Source organism: Nocardiopsis sp. SBT366, from assembly GCF_001083815.1.
GTDB classification, from domain to species: domain Bacteria; phylum Actinomycetota; class Actinomycetes; order Streptosporangiales; family Streptosporangiaceae; genus Nocardiopsis; species Nocardiopsis prasina.
The window spans coordinates 52,301-74,478 of the sequence record NZ_LAVM01000016.1 but is presented as its reverse complement, the minus strand read 5'-3'; the positions used below and the strand labels follow the sequence as shown (position 1 = coordinate 74,478).

Annotated in this window: 21 protein-coding genes; 7 read left to right on the top strand and 14 right to left on the bottom strand. The window is 69.7% G+C overall.

Annotated features, from left to right (window positions below):
- Positions 1 to 15: 15 nt before the first annotated feature.
- Positions 16 to 1,107: a resuscitation-promoting factor gene (locus tag ADX84_RS07205; protein ID WP_049569434.1), complete on the bottom strand. Its 1,092-nt coding sequence runs from the start codon at positions 1,105 to 1,107 to the stop codon at positions 16 to 18.
- Between the two features lie 358 nt (positions 1,108 to 1,465).
- On the opposite strand from ADX84_RS07205, the gene ADX84_RS07200 reads away from it, so the two are divergent.
- From ADX84_RS07200 to ADX84_RS07190, 3 genes are all read left to right on the top strand, one after another.
- Positions 1,466 to 2,563 carry a CaiB/BaiF CoA-transferase family protein gene (locus tag ADX84_RS07200; protein WP_049569371.1) on the top strand — a complete coding sequence of 366 codons (1,098 nt, stop codon included), beginning with the start codon at positions 1,466 to 1,468 and terminating at the stop codon, positions 2,561 to 2,563.
- A gap of 301 nt (positions 2,564 to 2,864) precedes the next feature.
- The gene (locus ADX84_RS07195; protein ID WP_049569431.1) at positions 2,865 to 5,063 is read left to right on the top strand and encodes a hypothetical protein; all 2,199 of its coding nucleotides are present in this window, start codon (positions 2,865 to 2,867) and stop codon (positions 5,061 to 5,063) included.
- A 596-nt stretch (positions 5,064 to 5,659) separates the two neighbouring features.
- Positions 5,660 to 6,016 carry an STAS domain-containing protein gene (locus ADX84_RS07190; protein WP_049569369.1) on the top strand — a complete coding sequence of 119 codons (357 nt, stop codon included), beginning with the start codon at positions 5,660 to 5,662 and terminating at the stop codon, positions 6,014 to 6,016.
- Between the two features lie 80 nt (positions 6,017 to 6,096).
- On the opposite strand, the gene ADX84_RS07185 is transcribed toward ADX84_RS07190, so the two are convergent.
- The 5 genes from ADX84_RS07185 to ADX84_RS07165 form a co-directional block, all read right to left on the bottom strand.
- Entirely contained in the window at positions 6,097 to 6,828 is a 732-nt protein-coding gene (locus ADX84_RS07185; protein WP_199776500.1) for a M50 family metallopeptidase, read from the bottom strand.
- Between the two features lie 174 nt (positions 6,829 to 7,002).
- Entirely contained in the window at positions 7,003 to 7,446 is a 444-nt protein-coding gene (locus ADX84_RS07180) for an SRPBCC family protein (protein WP_049569363.1), read from the bottom strand.
- Positions 7,447 to 7,501: 55 nt separating this feature from the next.
- Positions 7,502 to 8,446: an NUDIX hydrolase gene (locus ADX84_RS07175; RefSeq protein WP_049569429.1), complete on the bottom strand. Its 945-nt coding sequence runs from the start codon at positions 8,444 to 8,446 to the stop codon at positions 7,502 to 7,504.
- A gap of 74 nt (positions 8,447 to 8,520) precedes the next feature.
- The gene (locus ADX84_RS07170; protein WP_082206331.1) at positions 8,521 to 10,623 is read right to left on the bottom strand and encodes an RNA degradosome polyphosphate kinase; all 2,103 of its coding nucleotides are present in this window, start codon (positions 10,621 to 10,623) and stop codon (positions 8,521 to 8,523) included.
- A gap of 196 nt (positions 10,624 to 10,819) precedes the next feature.
- Entirely contained in the window at positions 10,820 to 11,761 is a 942-nt protein-coding gene (locus ADX84_RS07165; RefSeq protein WP_247665942.1) for a CPBP family intramembrane glutamic endopeptidase, read from the bottom strand.
- A 239-nt stretch (positions 11,762 to 12,000) separates the two neighbouring features.
- Between ADX84_RS07165 and ADX84_RS07160 the strand changes: the two genes are divergently transcribed.
- On the top strand, positions 12,001 to 12,699 hold the full coding sequence (locus ADX84_RS07160; protein ID WP_049569357.1) for a class I SAM-dependent methyltransferase: 699 nt from the start codon (positions 12,001 to 12,003) through the stop codon (positions 12,697 to 12,699).
- Positions 12,700 to 12,785: 86 nt separating this feature from the next.
- Here ADX84_RS07160 and ehuA read toward each other — a convergent pair whose 3' ends face one another.
- The 7 genes from ehuA to ectA form a co-directional block, all read right to left on the bottom strand.
- Positions 12,786 to 13,622: an ectoine/hydroxyectoine ABC transporter ATP-binding protein EhuA gene (gene ehuA / locus ADX84_RS07155; protein WP_017546873.1), complete on the bottom strand. Its 837-nt coding sequence runs from the start codon at positions 13,620 to 13,622 to the stop codon at positions 12,786 to 12,788.
- On the bottom strand, positions 13,609 to 14,277 hold the full coding sequence (gene ehuD / locus ADX84_RS07150) for an ectoine/hydroxyectoine ABC transporter permease subunit EhuD (RefSeq protein WP_049569424.1): 669 nt from the start codon (positions 14,275 to 14,277) through the stop codon (positions 13,609 to 13,611). The genes ehuA and ehuD overlap by 14 nt, the downstream gene beginning before the upstream one ends.
- 20 nt (positions 14,278 to 14,297) lie before the next feature.
- Positions 14,298 to 15,026, bottom strand: a complete 729-nt coding sequence (gene ehuC / locus ADX84_RS07145; protein WP_049569355.1) for an ectoine/hydroxyectoine ABC transporter permease subunit EhuC — start codon at positions 15,024 to 15,026, stop codon at positions 14,298 to 14,300.
- Positions 15,027 to 15,032: 6 nt separating this feature from the next.
- Entirely contained in the window at positions 15,033 to 15,881 is an 849-nt protein-coding gene (ehuB, locus tag ADX84_RS07140) for an ectoine/hydroxyectoine ABC transporter substrate-binding protein EhuB (protein WP_369801061.1), read from the bottom strand.
- Positions 15,882 to 16,330: 449 nt separating this feature from the next.
- Positions 16,331 to 16,732, bottom strand: a complete 402-nt coding sequence (locus ADX84_RS07135; protein WP_026129663.1) for an ectoine synthase — start codon at positions 16,730 to 16,732, stop codon at positions 16,331 to 16,333.
- A gap of 147 nt (positions 16,733 to 16,879) precedes the next feature.
- Positions 16,880 to 18,148 carry a diaminobutyrate--2-oxoglutarate transaminase gene (gene ectB / locus ADX84_RS07130; RefSeq protein ID WP_049569350.1) on the bottom strand — a complete coding sequence of 423 codons (1,269 nt, stop codon included), beginning with the start codon at positions 18,146 to 18,148 and terminating at the stop codon, positions 16,880 to 16,882.
- Positions 18,149 to 18,240: 92 nt separating this feature from the next.
- Complete coding sequence (ectA, locus tag ADX84_RS07125; RefSeq protein WP_255352558.1) at positions 18,241 to 18,747, bottom strand: diaminobutyrate acetyltransferase; 507 nt, start codon at positions 18,745 to 18,747, stop codon at positions 18,241 to 18,243.
- A 779-nt stretch (positions 18,748 to 19,526) separates the two neighbouring features.
- Here ectA and ADX84_RS07120 point away from each other — a divergent pair.
- The 3 genes from ADX84_RS07120 (at position 19,527) to ADX84_RS07110 (ending at position 21,268) form a co-directional block, all read left to right on the top strand.
- Positions 19,527 to 19,790 carry a WhiB family transcriptional regulator gene (locus ADX84_RS07120; protein ID WP_049569348.1) on the top strand — a complete coding sequence of 88 codons (264 nt, stop codon included), beginning with the start codon at positions 19,527 to 19,529 and terminating at the stop codon, positions 19,788 to 19,790.
- A 183-nt stretch (positions 19,791 to 19,973) separates the two neighbouring features.
- Entirely contained in the window at positions 19,974 to 20,540 is a 567-nt protein-coding gene (locus tag ADX84_RS07115) for a hypothetical protein (protein ID WP_049569344.1), read from the top strand.
- A gap of 110 nt (positions 20,541 to 20,650) precedes the next feature.
- Complete coding sequence (locus tag ADX84_RS07110; protein ID WP_049569341.1) at positions 20,651 to 21,268, top strand: copper resistance CopC family protein; 618 nt, start codon at positions 20,651 to 20,653, stop codon at positions 21,266 to 21,268.
- 62 nt (positions 21,269 to 21,330) lie between these two features.
- Here ADX84_RS07110 and ADX84_RS07105 read toward each other — a convergent pair whose 3' ends face one another.
- Positions 21,331 to 22,092 carry a PP2C family serine/threonine-protein phosphatase gene (locus ADX84_RS07105; protein WP_049569333.1) on the bottom strand — a complete coding sequence of 254 codons (762 nt, stop codon included), beginning with the start codon at positions 22,090 to 22,092 and terminating at the stop codon, positions 21,331 to 21,333.
- Positions 22,093 to 22,178: the final 86 nt, after the last annotated feature.

The following is a 22,178-nucleotide window of genomic DNA, read 5'->3' as shown; positions in this document are numbered from 1 at the left end:
GCCTGTTCGTCCCGGTCAGTCGAAGAGGTGGACCCCGCAGTGCGGCCACTGGCTCTGCCAGTTCCCGCCGACGGTGTCGTAGAGCTGTTGGGCGCGCTGGGTCTGCTCGGCGGGGCTGGCCTCGGAGGGCAGCCCGCTGCCGCCGACCGACGCCCACGTGCTCGGGCTGAACTGGTAGAGCCCGTAGTAGCCGCCGGCCGAGTTCACCGCGGAGGCGTTGCCTCCGGACTCGCACTGGGCCAGCCCGGCCCAGTTGAGGCCGCTCGCCTCGCCGCTGGCCTCGTCGGGGTCGGGCTCCTCCTCGACCTTGGTGCCGATCTCCACGAGGCCCTCGACGGGTTCGGTGACGACCTTCTCGGAGAGTTCGTGCTCGGCCTCCTCGCCGTGGCGCAGGACACGCAGCGTGGTGACCTCCTTGAGCCCGTCCTCCGGTTCGGTGACGACCTCGCGTTCGCCCTCGGGGAGGTCGGGGTTCTCGCGCTCGACCGTCTCGGCCTCGATCACGACCTCCTCGGTCTCGGGTGTGCCGAGGGCGGGCAGGACGCGGACGACCATGTCGGGTTCGGCGGGCTCGTCGGGCTCCGGGGAGACGATGTCGTGCTCGCCGGTCTCGACCCCTGCCGCGCTGAGCACGTCGGCGACGGTCTCGCCGGTGGTGCGGGTCTCGGAGCGCACGGTGTCGTACATGACGACCATCCGGGGAGCGCGTTGGGCACTCACCTCGAGCCCGCCCTCGGGGATCGCGGCGTCGTGGGCCAGGGAGAGTTCGACGCCCTCGGGGTCGAGTCCGATCTGTCCGAGGGCCTCGCCGAGGGTGGCGGCGTGCACCCGGTGGGCGAGTTCGTGCCCGTCGAGGTCGACGGTGAGCTCTCTGGGCGAGCGGACCACGACGTGGTCACCGGCGCTGAGGGTGGTGTCCGGGGAGGGGGCGACCACGTCGTGTTCGCCGAGCTCGATCCCGGCGGAGTCGAGGACGTCCTGGACGCTGTCGCCGAAGGTACGGACCTCGCTCTGCTCACCGTTGGCGTCCAGCCGAACGGTCTTCTCCATGGCCAGGGCCGTTCCTCCGCCCGCCGCGGCCAGTACGGCGGCGACGGCGGCCGCCATCACCGGCAGCGGAAGGACGAGGGACGCCCTGCGTCGCCGACGCCTTCGGGAACGGCGGCTGGCGCCGTTCTTCCCGGGTTTTCTGGGCATGACTTCCGAGCCCTTCTTCAAGGGTTGGTTCGTGGAGTTCTCGGTGGTGGAGGGGTGTTCGGGGGCGCCGAACAGGGTCACATTAACACCAGGAGTACGTGGAGTTTTGACATGACCCGAAAACCATTCCCTGGCAAATCACGTATTTCCCTCTATTCTTTTCCCCTCCCCGGCCGGAGTCGGCGACCTGGCGTCGGGGCGACACAGCCTGCACAATGAACCGAACGTCGTTCTAGTCACCACTCCCGACCAACACCCCGGAGGCACCATGGGACCGCTCAACGGAACCCGCGTCGTCGAGTTCACCGGGATCGGCCCGGCACCGATGGCCGGGATGCTGCTGGCCGACATGGGCGCCAGCGTGATCCGGATCGACCGCCCCATGGCCGCCGACGCCATGAATGGCGGCTCCACGGGACCGCACATGAGCGAGGGGCGCACCGTGGTCGGCGCCGACCTCAAGTCCGACGAGGGGATGGCCCGCACCCGCGAACTCGTCGCCCGCGCCGACGTCCTCCTGGAGGGCTTCCGACCGGGGGTCATGGAACGGCTGGGCCTTGGCCCCGACGAGTGTCTGGAGCTCAACCCGGGCCTGGTGTACGCGCGGGTCACCGGCTGGGGGCAGGACGGCCCGTTGGCCCGCACCGCAGGGCACGACATGAACTACGTGTCCGTGAACGGAGCCCTGCACTCCATCGGACGCGCGGAAGGGCCCCCGGTCCCGCCCATCAACCTGCTCGGTGACTTCGCGGGAGGGACGATGTTCGCGGTCACGGGTGTCCTGGCCGCACTGCTGGAGCGGCGCGGTTCCGGGCGCGGCCAGGTCGTGGACGCCGCGATGGTGGACGGCAGCGCCCTGCTGATGTCGATGGTGCACGAGGACCGCGCGCGCGGAGCGTGGACCGACGAACGCGGCACCAACTACCTCGACACCGGCGCTCCCTGGTACGACGTCTACGAGTGCTCCGACGGCCGCCACGTCTCCGTGGCCTGCATCGAGCCGCAGTTCTACGCCGCGTTCCTCACGGGAGTGGGGCTGGACGGCGAGGACCTGCCCGAACAGTGGGACACCGAGGGGTGGCCCCGGCTGCGCGCACGCTTCGCCGAGGTGCTGCGCACGCGCGGTCGTGACGAGTGGGGTGCGGTGTTCGAGGACACCGACGCCTGTGTGATGCCCGTCCTGTCCCTGGCGGAGGCGCCCGACCACCCGCACGTGCGGGCCCGGGGCGCGCTCGTGCGAGGCGAGGGCGACCGCTTGGTGGCGGGCCCGGCGCCGAGGTTCGGCCGCACCCCCGGCGAGGTCACCCGGGGACGCCCCCTGCCCAACGCCGACGCGACCCTGGAGGAGTGGGGCCTGACCCCCTGAACCACGGTGCCCGCCCCGAGGCCGCGCCCCGGTCCCCCGGTACTCCGCGCCCCGCTTCTCCCGTCCGGTTCCTCCCTGTCCGGAATCGCCGTTTTCCCCGCTCAGAGCGGTGTGATCACTAGGGTGGGCGACCAGTGAGGTGATCGCGATCGGGGGGACCGCCATGTCACCGAGTCGATGGCTCGGCCTGCGCTCGGAACGGTGTTCGGCCGAAGGCCGTGCCCGGCGACCGGGAGGGCGCCCGGGCGGGCTCCCAGGAGGGCTCCCGCGCAGGAGCCCCAGAAGGCGCCCGTACGCCCTCATCTTGGTAGCCGCGGTCCTGCTCTGCACGGCTCCCGCCGCCGCGAGCTCGGGGGCCTCCGCGAACCTCGGCCCGGACCACACCGGTCAGGCCGACGGCCCGGTCGTGCTGGTGGGCGTTCCGGGCCTGCTCTGGGAGGACGTCACCCCCGAGCACACGCCCGCACTGTGGGAGATGGCCGAGGCCGGGGCGATCGGCAACGTGTCCATCCGCACCGCCACCTCGCGGACCTGCCCCACTGACGGGTGGCTCTCGGTCTCGGCCGGGCAGCGCGCACTCTCCGACCGTGAGCGCTTCACCGTGTGCGAGCCCGCCCCGGAGCCGGTCGTGGACGGGTCGGGAGCGACCGTCCCGGGATTCGGCGACTTCGTCGACCAGAACGCGCGGTCGGTCTTCTCCGCACCGGTGGGCCTGCTCGGACAGACCGTGCGTGACCAGGGCGGTCTGACCCTGGCCGCCGGTCCGGGCGCCGCTCTGGGCGCCGCGGACGAGTCGGGGCGGGTCGACCACTACGTCGACTCGGCGCGCGACCTCTCCCAGGAGCGCCTCCAGGGCGTGTCCCTCGCGACGGTGGAACTGCCCGAGCTGACCAGCCTGTACCCCGCCGAACCCGACGAGGACGACGAACCCCAGGAGGCCAAGCCCGAGGACGTGCCCGAGCAGATCCGCGAGGACACCCTGGAGACACTCGACTCCCGGCTGTCCGCTCTGGTGCGGAACCTGCCCGCGGGCGCGACCCTGATGGTGGTCGGCGTCTCCATGGACACCGGCCCCTCCCAGCTGACCGTGGCGCTCACCGGGGAGATGACAGCCCAGGGGCTGGTCGGGCCCTCCGCCTTCCTGGCGTCGGAGTCCACCCGGCGTCCCGGGTTGGTGACCCTGACCGACACCACCGTCACCGTGCTGCGCACTCTGGGCATGGACCCGGGCGGGCCCACCGGTGGTCGGGCGTGGCAGACCACCGACCGCCCGCAACCCGCCGAGGAGGCCATGGTCCGCCTGGTGGACTTCAACACCGCCGCCGTTGTCGTGGGCACGGCCATCCCCGGGTTCTTCAGCGGCCTGGTCGCCATCCAGCTGCTCATCTACGCGGCGGCGGCCTACGCGATGCACCGGTACTCGTGGGGCGAGCGGGGCAAGCGGGCCGTGGTGCTGTCGGTGACGCGCGTTGTGGCGCTGGCGGGCGCGGCCTTCCCCGTGGCGAGTTATCTGGCCAACCTGATCCCGTGGTGGGCGACGCAGTTCCCGCTGCTGGCCCTGCTGGCCTCGGTCCTGGCCGTGGACGCCCTGGTGGTGGCACTGGCTGTGGCGGGACCGTGGCGCCGGACGATCCTGGGTCCGATGACGGTGGTGGCGGGAGCGACCACCCTGGTGCTCTTCATCGACCTCTGTGTCGGTGCGCACCTCCAGATGAACTCGCCCACGGGCTACTCCCCGATCGTGGCGGGACGGTTCTACGGGATCGGCAACATCGCCTTCGCGACCTTCGCCACCGGCATGCTCATGGCGGTGGCGGGCATCTCCCACTCGCTGATCTCGCGGGGCAGGCGCCGCGCCGCCGTCGTGACGACCATCGTCGTGGGAGCCGCCTCGGTGCTGATCATCGGCTGGCCGGGGCTGGGCACGGACTTCGGCGGCGTCATCGCGCTGATCCCCGGTCTGGCGGTGACCACGATGATGATCGCGGGGGTGCGGATCACCGCCCTGCGCATGGCCGCGGTGGCCGTCGTCTCGGTCACGGCGATCTCCCTTCTGGCCTGGATGGACTACCTGCGCCCGGTGGAGGACCGCAGCCACTTCGGCGCGTTCGCGGAGCTGGTGGTGAACGGGGACGCCGGGACGGTGCTGGCCCGCAAGCTGGGCGCGATGCTGGGCACCCTGGGCAACTGGCACCTCACCCTGCTGGCCGCCGGGGCCCTGGTGTTCCTGTTCGCCGTCCTCAACCGGCCGGGCAGATGGCGGATCGGCGCGCTCCAGCGGGCCTACGAGTACGCCCCGACACTCCGGGCCGGGCTGACCGGTTCCCTGGTGACGGCCCTGGTGGGATTCGCGGCCAACGACTCGGGCGTGGCCATCCCCGCGCTGGCGCTGACCGTGGCGGTCCCGCTCACCCTCTCCGCGTGTGTGTGGGCGGTCCAGCAGAGCGAGCGCGAACCCGAGGAGAACCCCGCGGAGCCCCCGTGCGTGCAAAAGGCGTAATCCATACACCAGGTATCCCGGAAACGGTGAATTGGCGGGGGCACGACCTTGCGTCGCTCCCGTCACGAATCGGCCACGGCGCTGTGGTAAAGTCCGAGGCTGGACGGCCCCGACTCCAACGCGTCCCAGCGCCCTGACAGTGCGCCGGGAGGAGTCGGGTCCACCGGGGACCACCGGCCCAGCCACGGTCCCCGCCGCGACCCACCGGGGAATGCCCGCCGTCGCGGGCGGGTTCTCACGAGTGGAGGACCCGACGCGGCCGCCGGCTACGGCGGGACGGCCGAGCGCGGGGACACCATGCACCGAGCCCTCGTCGCACGTCACACCGACGCACGTCACACCGACACACGGCACCAGGAACTCCTGGCCCTGGCCAGGCGTTACCCCGGTGCCGTGCTTTTCCGAGCAAACCAGGCGAGAAAGGCGTTTCCTCCCCGGTTCCCAGCCCGGGGCACCACGCAAGGAACTTGATGAACCATCAGCTTGGCTCACGCGGTAACGCATCCATCGCACCGGTCACCGCACGTCCCCGATGGGGCGACGTGCGGCCTGCCTCGCCGACCCGTCGGGCACGGCCCGAGTACGCCGGAGTCGCAATGCCCGACCTGACCATTTCCTCCACCCTCCACGAGGCCGGAAGAGTGCTGGCCTTGGACGGCGAGATCGACATGGCCACCGAGAACCGCTTCCAGGAGGCGGTCACGGAGGCGTTGACCACGCAGCCCTTCGGCCGCGTCGTGCTGGACTGCGCCGACCTGCGGTTCATCGACTCCAGTGGGCTGCGCGTGCTGATCCGCGCCCACAAGGCCGCCAAGGAACAGCAGGCCCTCCTGGTGATCGCCGCCCCGCTGCCGCGCGTGGTGCAGACCCTGCGCGTCACCTCGCTGGACACCCGCATCCCGGTGTTCGCCTCGGTCGCCCTGGCGCTCAGCGCCCCGCAGACCGCCCAGTAGCCGCACCGCCTCCGGGCACGACGAAGGCCCCGCGTCCTGACGCGGGGCCTGTTTTCGTCTCTCGGGTCGGCGTCTCCCGCTCAGAAGAACAGCAGCCACACGCCCAGGGCGGTGACGGCGGCGTTCACCAGCAGGAACACCCCGACCCAGAGGGTGCCCGGGAGTCCGGTGAGGCGGGCGAGCTGGTCCGCGTCGGAGTGCGGGGAGGGGTTGCGCACGCGCTGTGACTGGAGCTCGATGACCGGGCGCACACCGGCGAACAGCAGGAACCAGATGAACAGGTAGGCGAAGGCCGCCTGGACCTCGTGCGGGGTGAACCAGCTGACCCCGAAGACCACCGCTCCGGTGACCACGACCGACAGCACGCCGTAGAAGTTGCGGATCATGAGCAGCATGGCCGCCAGGATCACGATGCTCAGCCACAGCAGCGCGGTGATGTAGCCCGCCATCAGCATGAGGATGCCGAGGAGGCCGATCACGCTCGGGGCGACGTAGCCCGCGAAGACCGTGAGGATCATGCCGATGCCCGTGGGCCTGCCACGGGAGACCGTCACCCCGGACGTGTCCGAGTGCAGTCGGATCCCGGTCAGCTGGCGGCCGCTGAGCAGGGCCACGAGTGCGTGCCCGCCCTCATGGGCGATGGTGACGACGTTGCGAGCCACGCGCCAGGGCGGACCCAGCAGCACGGCCGCCAGGGCGACCACGGCGGTCGTGACGATGATCCACTGTTCCGGATCGGGCTGGCCGGTCAGCACGTCCTGCCACACGTCGCCCAAGCTCGTTCCCACCACTGGTCTCCCGACTTCCCGCATCGACCGGCACGCCTGTCACCGGAAACTCCCTGTCAGCGGGCCCGCTCACCCTGCGCGCCGCGGCGGCCGGGAGGCGCGGGGGAACGCGGCCCTTGCCGAACTTTAGGGCATTTCGGAGAGTGCCGTGCGTGGCGGTCGACCGCTGACCGGGGGGATCGCGAGCCCCGGTCGCGGTCAGGCCTCCTCGGCCTCGGCGGCCGCCTTGAGCCGGTCCAGCGTCAGGAGGATGCCCCGCGCGTTGCGCGCCGGGGCCCCGCTCAGCACGTAGAGGGCGATCTGGCCCCGCGAGTAGTCGAAGGTCTCGGTGACGAGGGTCCCGCCCTCGGGCAGCTCCCGGAACTCGTAGCGCCAGCGGTGCGAGCCCACGTGCCTCCAGGCGATGAGCCGCCCCTCCTCGAACTCCACCACGCGGTTGGTCATCCGGTAGGGGAGCCCGAGCATCTTCATGTCCATGCCGAACTCGGAGCCCAGCTCCAACCGGTCCGGGCCGGACGGCCCGCCCTGGACGGTGCCGGAGCCGTCGAGCACGGCGTGCTGGGACGGTGTGGCGACGATGTCGAAGATCCGCTTGGCCGGTGCGTCGACCACGACGCTCCGGGCCACCATGTGTTTGGGCATGACGGCATCATGTCACCGTCGGGGACCACTCCCTCACCGGGGCCGACGGGCGGACCTACTCGCGCACCCCGTGCCGCTCCACCCCGGCCAGCTCCCCCTCCGGGGAGACGTGCACCACCCAGAACGACCCCTTGCGCAGGCCGCGCTGTTGCGAAAGCGGCGCGCCCAGCCGTGTGAGCGCTTCGGTGAGCAGGTGCGGGACCAGCTCACCGTGGGTGCACACGACCGTGGGCCGTTGCTCGTCCAGGACGCGCGCGATGACCTCCCGGGCCTCCTCCACGTCGTAGCCCCCGCCCTCGAGTCCCACCGTGAGGGCGCGCTCTGTACTCATCGGGACGTCGCACTCGACCGTCAGCGGCAGCAGGGACTCCGTGCAGCGGGCCGCCGCCGACGTCAGCGCGCGCAGTCCCCCGTAGGCGCCCAGCACCCGGGGCAGGGCGAGGGCGTCGGCGCGGCCGGTCTCGTCGAGCGGTCGCAGCAGGTCACTGTCGGTCCAGGAGCGCTTCTCCCCCGCTGACAGGTGCCGCAGCAGGACGATCGGGAAGGTCCGCGCGGGACCGACCCGGAAGTTGTCGAGCACCTGCACGTCGTGGTCGTAGGTGAGACGGGCACGGGCCTCCTCGACGGCGACCCACTCGACCGTCTCCACCTCCTCGTTCGGTTCGTAGTCGATCCGCCCGCCGGGCTGGGCCGGGGTGGCCGCCCACCACTCCACCTGTTTGGGCCAGCCGTCCTTGAGGTAGCGCTGCGGCGGGAGCCGGCGCCCCATCACGGGAGTGAGGCCGGTCTCCTCCTCGACCTCCCGGACGGCGCCGATGATGGGGTGTTCCCCGTTCTTGAGCTTGCCCTTGGGCAGGGTCCAGTCACCCCGGTCGGGGCGCCGGATGAGGACGACCTCCCGACCGGAGGGGCCGTCGCGCCAGAGCACCGCGCCGCCCGCGCGGATGGGTTCCAGGTAGCCGCCCACCGCGGTGTCGCGCGGCGGGAAGGCACTGGTCATACGGATCTCGGGGACGTTCGTCCTCGAGGGTCCCGCGTCGGGGCCCTCGTGACCTGCCCCGTGTTCGTGGGTGTTCACCCGTCCACCACTCTCAGGTGCCGGTCGCCTCTCAGGGTGTCCTGGAGGTCGACCAGCGGTTGGCCCTCCGCGTCGTGGGTGACCCGCTTCCACAAGCCGTCGGGTTCGAGCCGCCACGAGGAGGTGCTGTCGGACATCGCCAGCTCCATGATGCCCACAAGCCGACGGCACTGCTCGGGGTCGGCGATCCGGACCAGTGCCTCCACGCGCCGGTCGAGGTTGCGGGGCATGAGGTCGGCGCTGCCGATCCACACCTTGGGACGCCAGCCGTTGGCGAAGACGAACACCCGTGAGTGTTCGAGGAAGCGGCCCAGGATGCTGCGCACCCGGATCTTCTCGGACAGGCCCGGAACCCCGGCGCGCAGCACGCAGCTGCCGCGTACCCACAGGTCGACGTCGACCCCGGACTGAGAGGCTCGGTACAGGGCGTCGATGATCTCCTCGTCGACGAGGGAGTTCACCTTGATCCTGATGTGGGCGGGCTCGCCCTTGAGGCCGTTCTCCACCTCGGTGGCGATCTGTTTGAGGAGTCCCCGGCGCAGGGCGGCGGGGGCCACGAGGAGCCTGCGGTAGTGCTTCTTGCGGGAGAACCCGGTGAGGCTGTTGAAGAGGTCACTGACGTCCTCGCCCACCTCCGCGGCGGCGCTGAACAGGCCGAAGTCCTCGTAGATCCGTGCGGTGCTCGGGTTGTAGTTGCCCGTGCCCACGTGGCAGTAGCGGCGGAGCAGGCCGTCGTCGTCCTGGCGGATGACCATGGACAGCTTGCAGTGGGTCTTGAGCCCCACGACCCCGTAGACGACGTGGCAGCCCGCCTCCTCCAGCTTGCGGGCCCACTGGATGTTGTTCTGTTCGTCGAAGCGGGCCTTGACCTCGACCAGGACCACGACCTCCTTGCCCTCCCTGGCCGCCTCGATGAGCGACTCGACGATGGGTGAGTCGCCGCTCGTGCGGTACAGGGTCTGTTTGATCGCCACGACCTTGGGGTCGGTGGAGGCCAGGGTGAGGAACCGCTCCGTGGTGGTGGCGAAGGACTCGTAGGGGTGGTGGACGAGCACCTCGCGTTCGCGGATGGTCGCGAACAGGTCGCCGGAGGTGAGCGCGCGCGGTTCCACCGGGACCATGGGCGGGTAGCGCAGGTCGGGGCGGTCGGTGTCGGCGATCTGGGCGAGCCCGGCCAGGTTGAGGGGCCCCGGAACCCGGTAGATCTCCTCCTCCTCGGCACCGAGCTGCTCGCGGAGGATGGACAGCGCCCCGTCGCTGATGGACTGTTCCACCTCCAGGCGCACGAGCGGTCCGAAGCGGCGGCGCAGGAGTTCGTTCTCCAGGGACTGGACGAGGTCGTCGGTCTCGTCCTCGTCGACCTCCAGGTCGGCGTTGCGGGTGACCCGGAAGGCGTGGTGTTCGACCACCTGCATGCCCTCGAACAGCTGGGGCAGGTGCGCGGCGATGATGTCCTCGACCGGGACGAAGCGGCCGCCGCCGTGGGTGGTGAGCTCGATGAACCTGGGGAGCGCGCTGGGCACCTTGACCCGGGCGAACATGGGCCGGTCGTCGTTGGAGTCGCGCACCGTGACCGCGAGGTTGAGCGAACGGCCCGAGATGTAGGGGAAGGGGTGCGCGGAGTCGACCGCGAACGGCGTCACCAGCGGGTAGATGGCGCGGCGGAAGTAGCCGTGCAGGTACTCGCGTTCGCGGTCGTCCAGTTCGCTCCACCGGACGATGCTGATGCCCTCCCGGGCCAGGGCTGGGGCGACGCTGTCCTCGAAACAGGCGATCAGGCGCAGGATCTGGTCGTGTGTGAACAGGGAGATGCGCTCCAGCAGGTCCCTGGGGTGGTGCCCGCTGGGTGAGGCGACGGACAGGCCCGTGGCCAGACGGCGCTTGAGCCCGGCCACCCGCACCATGAAGAACTCGTCCAGGTTGCTGGAGAAGATCGCGAGGAACCGCGTCCGTTCGAGCAGCGGGATGTTCTCGTCCTCCGCGAGTTCGAGCACTCGTTGGTTGAACCGGAGCCACCCCTCCTCCCGGTCCATGAACCTGTCGGCGGGAAGGTCGGCGGTGGCGGGCCCCGCTGGCGTTGGCGCTGATTCCGTGCTCACAGTGGGCAGACTCCCCCTTTTGCATGACCGCACGGTGACGTCCCCGTGAGGGGAAAATGACCGCAACGCGACTGCTGTGGAGGACCTGTACCCATATCGCGGCCCGTGTCCCTGGAGGCCGGGCAAGTTTTGCCTCATGACGCGATCACGCGCCCCACCTGACCTGGAGGGGCGCGTGGACTCGCGGGCGGCGGAGCTACCGGCTGATGCCGATCTGGAGGTCGGGCGGCAGGATGAGCAGGAACATGGCCACACGCATGAGGACGTTGATCCAGGTGTTGCGGAAGCAGGCCCACAGGTAGCCGTAGAACAGGCCCGCGGCGCCGTAGGTGAGCAGGGCCATGCCGGTGTCGTGCACGAAGTCGATGCCGGGCAGCTGGGAGACGGCGTCGTAGGGCTGGATGAACGCGTAGGTCATCGCGAACACCACCGAGGTCAGCACGATGCCGCCCCAGCGCCCCAGGAGCAGTTCCAGCCGGGTCTGCATCATGCCCCGGAAGAAGATCTCCTCACAGGTGGCGATCACCATGAAGGCGACCAGCATGGCGTACAGCGTGAGTGAGGGCTCGGGGAGCCCGATGTGCGGCGTGATCAGGAAGCCCATCAGGACCACCGTGACGAACACGGGCACCACCCCGAGCCAGCGCCAGAGCTCCCCCACCTTCAGGGCGATCGAGGGCATGGCGGTGCCCTTGCCGTCGACGGTCAGCCCCGAGCGGTCCAGGATCAGCAGGGGGATGGCGAACAGGAACAGCAGGCGCGAGACCAGCGCCACGGACATCGCGAGGTCCGGGGAGACGCCGGTCTCCTCCCCGTAGACGGTGAAGATCCACGACAGCACGACCATCGAGAGGACGAACCCGACGAGCAGGAGCACCATCCAGCCGAGTTCGCGCAGGACGGGGTGGCCGTCCATGGCGGTGGCGATCCGTCGGTCCAGCTCGTCCCGTCGCCCGAACGCCCGGACGAGTCCCCAGGCCATGACGATGCCGATCAACATCGGCATCCAGGAGACCAGGTACAGCACGGACGACTCACCGAGGACGTCGTCCCGCATCCCCGGCCGGATGAGCGCCGGCCCGATGATCAGGACGGCGGCGAGGGCGACGGCCCAGGCGAGCCCCCATCTTCGCACCATGGTCACAAGTGTCCCCCCTGTCTCAGAACACACATTCTGCACCAGGGAAAACTAAAAGCGACTTAATGACTACGGTATGTCGTTACCCCGTTGTCACCAGGGCCCCGACACGCCCGGAGAGCGTCACCCACGACCGGAATCCGGCCAGGTGGCACCCAGACGGAGGACGGCGCCCCCAAGGGGCTCCTGACCGCTTACCGTCGGACCCGACCACCCCCCGAACAGGAGTCGAGGCCAACGTGACCACCAGCGACTACGACGACTTCGCCGAGGCGTACTCGGCCGACAACGACGCCAACCTCATGAACGCTCACTACGAGCGCCCCGCCATGCTGAACCTCGCCGGTGACGTCGGCGGCCGCCGCATCCTGGACGCGGGTTGCGGCTCCGGCCCCCTCTCCCTGGAACTGCGGAACCGGGGCGCCGAGGTGACCGGCTTCGACTCCAGCACGGAGATGGTCGGGCTGGCCAGGAAGCGCCTCGGCGACGACGCCGACCTGCGCGTGCTCGACCTGGCGAAACCGCTCCCGTTCCCCGACGGCGGGTTCGACGACGTCGTCTCCTCGCTGTCGTTGCACTACCTCAGGGAGTGGGAGGGACCGCTCCGGGAGCTGCGCCGGGTCCTGAGGCCCGGCGGCCGTCTCCTGGTCTCCGTGGACCATCCGGCCGCCCACGCGCTGCTGAAGCCGGACACCGACTACTTCGAGGTCTCCCCCTGGCCGGTGGAGTGGGAGTTCCAGGGCCGGAGGGCGGTCCTGCGCGTCTGGCACCGCCCGCTGCACGCGATGGTCCGGGACTTCACCGGGGCCGGTTTCCGCGTCGCGGACATCGACGAACCGCCCTTCGCGCCGGACACCCCCCGGCACCTGCTGCCCGAGCGGCTCCGCGGGCGCACCCGGTTCCTCGGGTTCCTCTTCTTCGTCCTGGTCGCCGAGTAGGCCGAACAGGAGCTGACACGGGGCGGGGCCCGCCCGGACCGTCGCGGTCGTGTGCCGCGACGCCCGGGCGGGCCCCGTCTCCGGATCTAGTGCCCGTTCTCCAGGACCGACTTCAGGAAGGTCTTGGTCCGCTCCTCCTGGGGGTCCCCGAAGATCTGGTCCGGGTGGCCCTCCTCGGCGATGCGGCCCTCGTCGAACATCATGACCCGGTGGGACACGTCCCGCGCGAAGCCCATCTCGTGGGTCACGCACAGCATCGTGATGTCGGTGGTCTCGGCCACCTCCCGCAGCACGTCCAGCACGCCCGCCACCAGCTCCGGGTCCAGGGCCGAGGTGACCTCGTCCAGCAGGAGGATCTCCGGGCGCATCGCCAGGGCGCGGGCGATCGCCACGCGCTGCTGCTGACCGCCGGACAGCTGGGTCGGGTGGGCGTCGATCTTGTCGCCCAGGCCCACCAGGTCCAGCAGTTCCTCGGCCCGGGCGCTGGCCTCGTCCTTGGACAGTCCGAGGACGTTGACCGGCGCCTCCATGATGTTCCTGCGCACCGTCATGTTCGGGAACAGGTTGAACTGCTGGAACACCATGCCGATGCTCTTGCGGCGGCGCCGCAGGTAGCTCTCGCTGGCCGGGGCCAGGCCACTGCCCTTCGGCATGTGGCTGAACGGCTCTCCGCCGATGTTGATGCGGCCCTCGGTGACCTTCTCCAGCGTCATGAGCAGGCGCAGGATGGTGGTCTTGCCGGAACCGCTCGGCCCGATCAGGGTGACGCGCTCGCCGGCGGCCACGTCGAAGTCGAGGTGGTCCAGGACGGTGAGGTCGCCGAAGCGCTTCACCACCTGGTCGAACACGATCAGCGGGCCGTCGGCGACGCCGTCCCCGACACCCGGTGCCGTCGTGTTCTCAGGGGTATCAGACGGCGGCATATCGCTTCTCCAGTCGTCGAATCACAATCGCGGACGGGATGCTCACCAGGAGGAAGAGGAGCCCGACCAGGGTGATGGCCTCCATCATCCGGAAACTCTCGCTGCCGACCCGCTGGGCCCTGGTCAGCAGCTCCGCCACACCGATGGCGAAGAGCAGCGGCGTGTCCTTGAACATGGAGATCAGGTAGTTGCCCAGAGCGGGGATGACCTTGCGGATCGCCTGGGGAAGCACGACCGCTCCCCAGGTCCGTGTGGTCGGCAGGCTCAGGGCCCGGGCCGCCTCCCACTGGCCCTTGGCCACGCCCTCGATACCCGAGCGGTACACCTCGGCGGTGTAGGCCGCGTAGTGGACGCCGAGGACCACCACACCGACGGTGAACGCGGTGATGGGGACCGGGCCGACCACCGGCAGTGCGTAGCTTGCCGGCAGCAGGAAGAAGACGAACACCAGCTGGATGATCAGCGGTGTGGTCCGGATGAACTCCATGACGAAGTGCACGATGGAACCGACGTACGGGACCCGTCGCACGACCGCGATCAACAGGCCCAGGGTCAGGGCGATGCTGTAGCCGATCAGCGTGAGCTGGATCGTCACCAGCAGGCCCTGGAGCAGGCTCGGTATGACCTCGAAGGTGAAGGCGAAGTCCCAGATCATGGGCGTGGAATCGTTGTTCATTACTTGGCCACCCCCACCTGGGTACCGACCGACGGGGGCCGGAGCAGGCTCATGATCCCGCCGCCGGTCGGCGGGGTACGGCCCAGCTTCTGGTTGGCGCGGCGCTCGAGCAGTCGCATACCGAAGATCAGCACCTGCGCGATCAGGTAGTAGATGACGAACGCGATCGCGAACGCGGCCAACGTCTCGCCCGTACCGCTGCGCACCTCACGGGCGACGGCGGTGAGGTCGAGGATGCCGACCATGTACACCACGGCGGTCGCCTTCATCAGCTCGATGATCAGGTTGCCGAACGTGGGCAGCATCTGCGCCCACGCCTGTGGCACGACAACCAGGCGCATGCGCTGGAACCAGGAGAGGTTCAGCGCGACGGTGGCCTCGACCTGGGCCCTGGGCACCGCGTTGAGCGCGGCCCGCACGACCTCGGCGCCGTAGGCACCGACGTTCAGGCCGAGCGCGAGGATCGCGGCGAACATCGGCTCCAGCTCGAAACCGGTCATGTCCGGGACCGCGAAGACGAACCAGAACATCACCACGAGAGCGGCGATCCCCCGGAAGACCTCCACGTAGACAGTGGTGATCGCGCGTAGGAGCCAGGACCGTACGGTGCCCATGATCCCGAAGACCATGGCTAAGACGAAGGCCAGGACGGCCCCCCCGAAGGTGAGCTGGAGTGTGATCCAGGCACCGTCGAGGTAGCGGGGTAGCTGTGCTTGCAGGAACTCCACGCTGGATCAGCCCTCGCAGAGCTCGGCGGTGCTCGTGCCGTCGGGCAGGTCGTCCTCAGTGAATCCCCACTCCTCGCCGAGCTCGAGGAGGCGGCCGCTCTCGGTGAACTCGGCGATGACCCGGTTCACCTCGTCGAGCATCTCGTCGTCACCCTGGCGCAGGCAGAGGCCGCCCCAGCCCTTCTCCTCCTTGCCGTCCATGACCGGGTAGAACGGTTCGGTGACCTCGAAGTCGCCGCCGCGCTCCATCAGCAGGTACTCGTGCGAGACCTTCAGCATGGAGATGGCGTCGACACGGCCGTTCTCCAGCATCTCGAAGCCGGTCGTCTGGTCCGGGATGAGTTCCATCTGGCCCTCGGGGACGCCGAAGAACTCGGCGTAGTTCTGTTCCACGGAGGCGTTCAGCACGGCCAGCCTGATGTCAGGGTCGGCGGCGATGTCCTCGAAGTGCTGGATGGCCTTGGGGTTGCCCTGGGCGACCATGAAGGCCTCGGGTGCGGTGGCGGTCGGCTCGCTGAAGGCGACCTCCTGACACCGGTCCGGCGTGATGAACACACCGGCGGCGAGGACGTCGAACTGGTCGTTCTGGAGGCCCGGGATCAGGCCGTCCCAGCTGGTGGAGGTGGCGACGATCTCCGGGATCCCCAGTTCCTCGAAGACGGCCTTGGCGACGGCGGGCGACTGCCCCGCGGCCTCCCCGGACCCGTCGACGAACCCGAAGGGGATCTCGTTGGCGAGGCCGACCCGGACGAACCCCTGCTCACGCAGGTCGGCCAGGGACGCACCGCTGCTGACCCTGGAGCACGACGCGAGCGACGGAGCCAGGGCGGCCACCGCGACGCCAGCTCCGGCCAGGCGGAACGCGTCTCGACGTCCCCAGGTTCCCCGCCGACGCGCTGGTACCTGATTCTTCACGACTGCTCCTCGAAAACTCGCGGGTGCGGAGCCTTCGCCCGAAGGACGGGGCGAGGGCCTCACGCGTTCGGATGCTGAATCGCCTCAAGTGGGCGGGGTCCGCGGCTCGGTGGCCGCGGTCGTGACCGTTGCCCGGGTGCTCGGGACGACGGCGCTGGTACGGGGTCTCCCTCCCCGAGCCCGAGGTGCAGTAACTGAACCCGATTGGTCCGTTATGCACTGGTTATGAGTCGCTGTTCGTCGGGTGACCCGACGACGTACTCCCTCCGAGCTGGCCACCTGTGGTTCGTGACTATGGGTTCTTATGCCCGTTACCGAGGGATTCCTACCCCCGAAAACACGAAAGCGGGGTCCGGACCACCGGACCCCGCCCCGCGTTGGCTCTACGCCTAGGCGTTGACGTCCTCCTCGACGACCAGCGGGTAGACGCCGTTCTCGTCGTGGACCTCACGGCCGGTGACCGGCGGGTTGAAGACGCACAGCACGCGGAAGTCGGTCTTCGGGCGGACCGTGTGCTTCTCGTGGCCGTTGAGCAGGTAGAGGGTGCCCGGGGTGATGATGTGCTTCTCCCCGGTCTCCTCGTTGGTCAGCTCGGCCTCGCCCTCGATGCAGTGCACGAGCTCGATGTGGTTGGCGTACCAGAACGTCGACTCGGTGCCCGCGTAAAGAACGGTCTCGTGGAAGGAGAAGCCGACCTTCTCCTTCGCCAGGACGATCCGACGACTCCGCCAGTTCTCGGTCTTGATGTCAGCGTCGGTGTCGTTGACCTCGTCCATACTGCGAACGATCACTTGTGTCTCCTTCACGCTCTGATGCGCGCTGTGTGCGCTGGTGGTACACGGTACGGGGCCGACCGTCACCCCGGGTAGAGGTACTGGTCGGCCCCGCGCCGGATTCGATGGGCACGCCGGTCCGAAACCGCACCGGCGTGTCGCGTACTAGGCGGTCTGGGGAACCTTGACGGCCTCGCGGACGGCGTCGGCCATGATGTCCAGGCCGGTGGTCAGCTCCTCCTCCGTCGTGGTGAGCGGCGGGAGCAGCTTGGCGACCTCGTCCTCGGGACCGGAGGTCTCCAGGAGCAGACCGCGGTCGAAGCACCCGGCGGCGACCTTCTTGGCGATGCCGCCCTCGGCGTCGAAGGCCAGACCACGGGCCAGGCCGCGGCCGCGCACGTGCGCGCCGAAGTCGGAGTGCTCCTCCGCCATCTCGGCGAGGCGCCCCGCGACCAGTTCGCCCTTGGCCAGGGTGGCCTGGGCGAAGGTGTCGTCGGACCAGAAGCGGCGCAGCGCCTCGGTACCGGTGACCATGGCCGGGTTGAAGCCGCGGAAGGTGCCGTTGTGCTCGCCCGGCTCCCAGACGTCCAGCTCGCGCTTGAACAGCGTGAGCGCCATCGGGAGGCCGTAGCCGCTGATGGACTTGGACAGGGTGACGATGTCCGGGGTGATGCCGGCCTCTTCGAAGCTGAAGAACTCGCCGGTACGGCCGCAGCCCATCTGGATGTCGTCCAGGATCAGCAGGATGCCGTACTCCTGGCAGAGCTCGGACAGGCCGCGCAGCCAGGGGGCACTGGCCACGTTGATGCCGCCCTCGCCCTGGATGGCCTCGACGATCACGGCCGCCGGGGCGTCCAGACCGCTGCCGCTGTCCTCCAGGAGGGTGCGCAGCCACAGGAAGTCCGGGGTCTTCCCGTCGAGGTAGTTGTCGAACGGCATGGTGGCCACGTGGTCGAGCGGCACACCGGCACCGCCGCGCTTCATGGAGTTGCCGGTGACGGCCAGGGCGCCCAGGGTCATGCCGTGGAAGCCGTTGGTGAAGTTGATGATGGTCTGGCGACCGGTGTACTTACGGGCCAGCTTGAGCGCGGCCTCGACCGCGTTGTTTCCCGCCGGGCCGGGGAACTGGACCTTGTAGTCCAGGTTCCGGGGTTTGAGGATGACGTCCTCGAAGGTCTTCAGGAACTCGCGTTTGGCCACGCTGTAGGCGTCGAGGCTGTGGACGATCTTGTCGTCGGTCAGGTACTCGATGAGCGAGGTCTTCAACTCGGGGTGGTTGTGCCCGTAGTTGAGCGATCCGGCCCCGGCGAAGAAGTCCAGGTACGGGCGGCCGGTCTCGTCGTGGACGTGGCTGCCGACCGCCTTGTCGAAGACGACAGGCCAGTTCCGGCAGTATCCGCGGACTTCGGACTCGAGGCGCTGGAAGGTCTCCATCGTGATGTTCCTTGGTTCCTTTCCCCAACTTCGTGGGCTCAGGGCTTGGGACGAGGGGCGGGTGGGGATCGCGTTCGATCCGGGACGGTCGGTTAGTCGTCGGTGTCGGAGTGCGCGCCGATGGGCCCGATGCGCACGAGGTCCTCGGGGTCGTGGGGCCCTTCGCCGTCCTTCGGGAAGTGCTCCGCACCGAAGAGCGGGCTCCACACGGCCTCCGCGCCCAGGCTCCGCGCGAACGAGGAGAAGAGCGCCCTTGAGGCCTCGTTGTCGGGGGTGACGGTCGCTTCGAGGTAGCGCAGGCCCTGTCCGGCGAGGCGTTCGCCGATGAAGTCGAGCATCCGGCGGGCCAGCCGCTGACCCCGGTACTCGGAGCCGACGGCCACCTGCCAGAGGAAGTACGTGTCCGGGCTGTCGGGACGGACGTAGCCGGTGACGTAGGCCGCCATCCGGCCGTCGGCGTCCCGTGCCACGACGCTGGTCGTGGCGAAGTCCCGGCACCAGAGCGTGTAGGCGTACGGGGAGTTCACGTCCATCCCCGTGTCGCCGGCCAACCGCCACATGTGCGGCCCGTCCTCCGGGGAGGGGTGCGAGAGGCGCACGTCCTCACGGCCCGCGGCCTCCGTGGTCTCGGAGCTCACAGCCCCACCTTCGATTCGGTCGCGTGCTTGGAGGTTCGTTCGTTGATGTGGCACGTCGATCGAACTTAGCGAAAGAAGGTCAAAGGAGTTTCGGCGAGATTCCGCGCAGATGTTTGGGAGGATTACCAATGGGTAGGGCTTGTTTATTTAGCAGCTTGATTCCGCCTTGGGCGGGGCTCCCAGGTGACGCTGGGTAGCGGCCGGACCGCCCGTCCACGCCCTGTCTATCAGGGGCTTCAGCCCCCAGGGCGGACCGGCGTCGCGCGAGGTGAGAGGTGACTCGCGGGCGGGTGGTCGGCAACCGTCAGGGTCAAACATAGAGCCTCCACGACGAATATTAAGCGTGCGTTAAGTCACATCAATTCGGTGGAAAGCTCGCGACATATCGCCCTGGGTGACTCACCACCCACGTCACACGTTACGCGTGACACCCGTGGGAACCACTTGTACGCAGGAATTTCCTTCGGTTCAAGACGCCGGACGAACCCCCGCGAACCGCCCTTCGGCTCGCCCCCGACCGACCAGTGGAGACCGGGACCACCGTCGTACGTCCTTGATGAATCTCCGACTTTCCATCAGACTCTGTGTAGTACGACCTCATGTAGTACTACGATTAGTCGCACCGCTTCGCCGCAGCCCATGCGGGACCGGCACCCCCGGGACGGCAGTGCGGACTCGAACTTCGTCGCCCCCGCCGTGGGAACACGGCGAGGACCACTGACCAGGGATCGGAGGCGTCCGTGAACCGCCTGTACCACGACAGCGAGGACTGGGTCGAGCAGGGGAACTGCCGCTCGTACGACCCCGAGATCTTCTTCCCGGTGAGCAGCACCGGGATCGGCCGCACCGACACGGAGCGGGCCCTGGACGTCTGCCGCAGCTGTACTGTTCGCCCGGAATGTCTGCGGTGGGCCCTGCGCGCCGGGGAGGCTCACGGAGTCTGGGGTGGCACCACCCCCGAGCAGCGTCGCTACATGCGCCGCGAGCTGGTTCCGGCGGGTTAGGTCGTTTTCGGCGGACGCCGCGTGCGTCCGCCGAACACGTCCTGGCGAGGTGGCGCCGCCGGACGCGAGGGTTCGCGTCCGGCGGCTCATCTCCGCCACCGAGGCCCCACTCCGAGACGTTCGAGCGCGTTCTCACGTCCGGAGGTCTTGCGGGCCCCTGTGGCACGGCCTAGGTTCACTATCGTGCGACCCGCTCACGGCACGCTCCGCCTCACACGCACGGCGCTCCTCGCCGGTGCGTGCACGGGCATTGCCTGGGTGGGCCACAACGTCGGGGCCGACACCCCCGCCGGGGCCTGGGGGTTCCTCCTGGCCACGGCGTTCCTGTTCGGTCTCCTCTGGCGGTTCACCAGGATCATGCGGGGCTTCGGCGACATCTTCGCCGTGATGGCCCTCGCACAGGTCGCCCTGCACCTGATCCTCCAGCTGTCGGGACCCGGGACCGTCCAGGTCGAGCACGCCGGGCACGGCTCCGCCGCCCTGGGCCTCGCGCCGGGGATGCTGTTCGCCCACCTGTGGGCGGCCCTGCTCGCCTCCGCGCTGCTGTCCCATGGCGAGTCCGCGCTCTGGTTCCTCACCGCCGCCGTCTCCCGGGCCCTCCCTCGGCCGCCGCGCCTGCCCGACCTCACGCCCGCGGAGTCCGGGGTCGCGCCCGTCGCGCCCCCGGCCCTCGCGCCGCCTTCCCCAGAGCCGTCGACACACGGTCCCCGCGGGCCTCCCGGTTCGCCCGCGTTCCGCACGGCCCCGTAGCCCCAGGGCTCCGGCGGTCGAGGCGGTCCCCCGAAGAGCCCCGACGAGCACCGGTCCCCGACCCGTGCCCGCCGGGCGCGAACCGCACCCGAACGGCCTGAGAGAAGATCATGAGAAGAATCCGTACCGCGGCCCTGGTCGCCCCCTTCGCCGCCGCGCTGCTGCTGGCCCCCGCCCCCGCCTTCGCCCACGACGTGCTGATCGCCTCCGACCCGGAGGACGGCGTCACCCTGGACACCGTCCCCGAGGAGGTCACGCTGACCTTCAACAACGCCCCGATGTCCGGTGGCAGCGGCAGCGCCATCGTCGTGACCAGCCCCGGGGGCGAGGAGATCCAGGAGGGCGAGCTGACCTTCGACGGCACCGACGTGTCCGTCGCGCTCACGCCGCCCACCGAGGAGGGCGAGTACGGCATCTCGTACCGGGTGGTGTCCTCGGACGGCCACCCCATCCAGGACACCCTGAGCTTCACGCTGTCCGAGGAGGCCGTCGCGGCCGCCGCCCCCGAGGAGCCCGAGGAGGACCCCGCGGGCGCCGAGGAGGAGACACCTGAGGAGACCACGAGCGAGGCCCCCGTGGCCGAGGAGACCGCCGCCGAGGAGGGCGGGACCTCCCCGCTGATGATCCTGGCCGGTGTCGTCGTGGCCGTCGCCGCGATCGGCGCGGTCGTGCTCGTGGTGGTGCGTTCGCGCAACCGCCCCGGCTCCGGAGAGGGCTCCCAGAAGTAGCACCCACGACATGGGGACCCGCACGCCGACGCGTGCGGGCCCCTTCCGTGTTCGAGCGCCGGCTACCTTCTGCGGGCCAGCAGGATGCTGATGTTGTCCTTGCCGCCGGCTTCCATGGCGGCCTGCCAGAGGGCGTGTACGGCGGCCTCGTCGCTGCCGGCCTCCGCGATCATCCGTTCCATCTCCTCGGGCAGCACCAGGTCCGACAGGCCGTCGCTGCACATGAGCCAGGCGCTGGGGTCGGCGGCGTCGTCGCGTCCCACGTGGGGGACCATCGAGCCGCCGGAGCTGCCGCCCAGGGACTGGGTGATGAAGTTGGTGGTGACGGGGCGGCCGTCCTCGGAGGGGGGCAGGGCCGGGGAGTCGTCCTCGGAGAGCTGGCGCAGGTGACGGCCCTCGAGGCGGTAGGTGCGGGAGTCGCCCACGTTGAACCAGAAGTTGCCGTCACTGTTGAGCAGCACGCCCGCGACCGTGGTCCCCATGCCGGAGAACTCGGTGTGCTGGAGCGCGTGGTCCTTGATCTCCTCGTCGATGTTGGTGAGGAGCTGGGCGATCTCCTCGGCGCCGTTCAGGCGCGGCCCCATCTCGGCCATGCGGTGCACCGCGTGTTCGGAGGCGATCTCACCGGCGGCCTGGCCGCCGATCCCGTCCGCGACCGCGAGGATGACCGGTTCGCTCACCGGCAGCACGCAGCGGACCGGGGAGGTCATGTTCGCGCTGGCGACGGTGAGAGCACCCATGACCACGGAGTCCTCGTTGGCGGGGCGAATAGCGCCCCGGTGCGTGAGGGCCGTGACAATGACTTCCCCACCAGCGACACCCATACGCCCTTCCTCCCGTTTCATCGGCCGTGGCCGGTTGCCCGGCGCCTGGCGCCGGGCCTTGGTCGAGTCCCGTACATCGTCTGGAT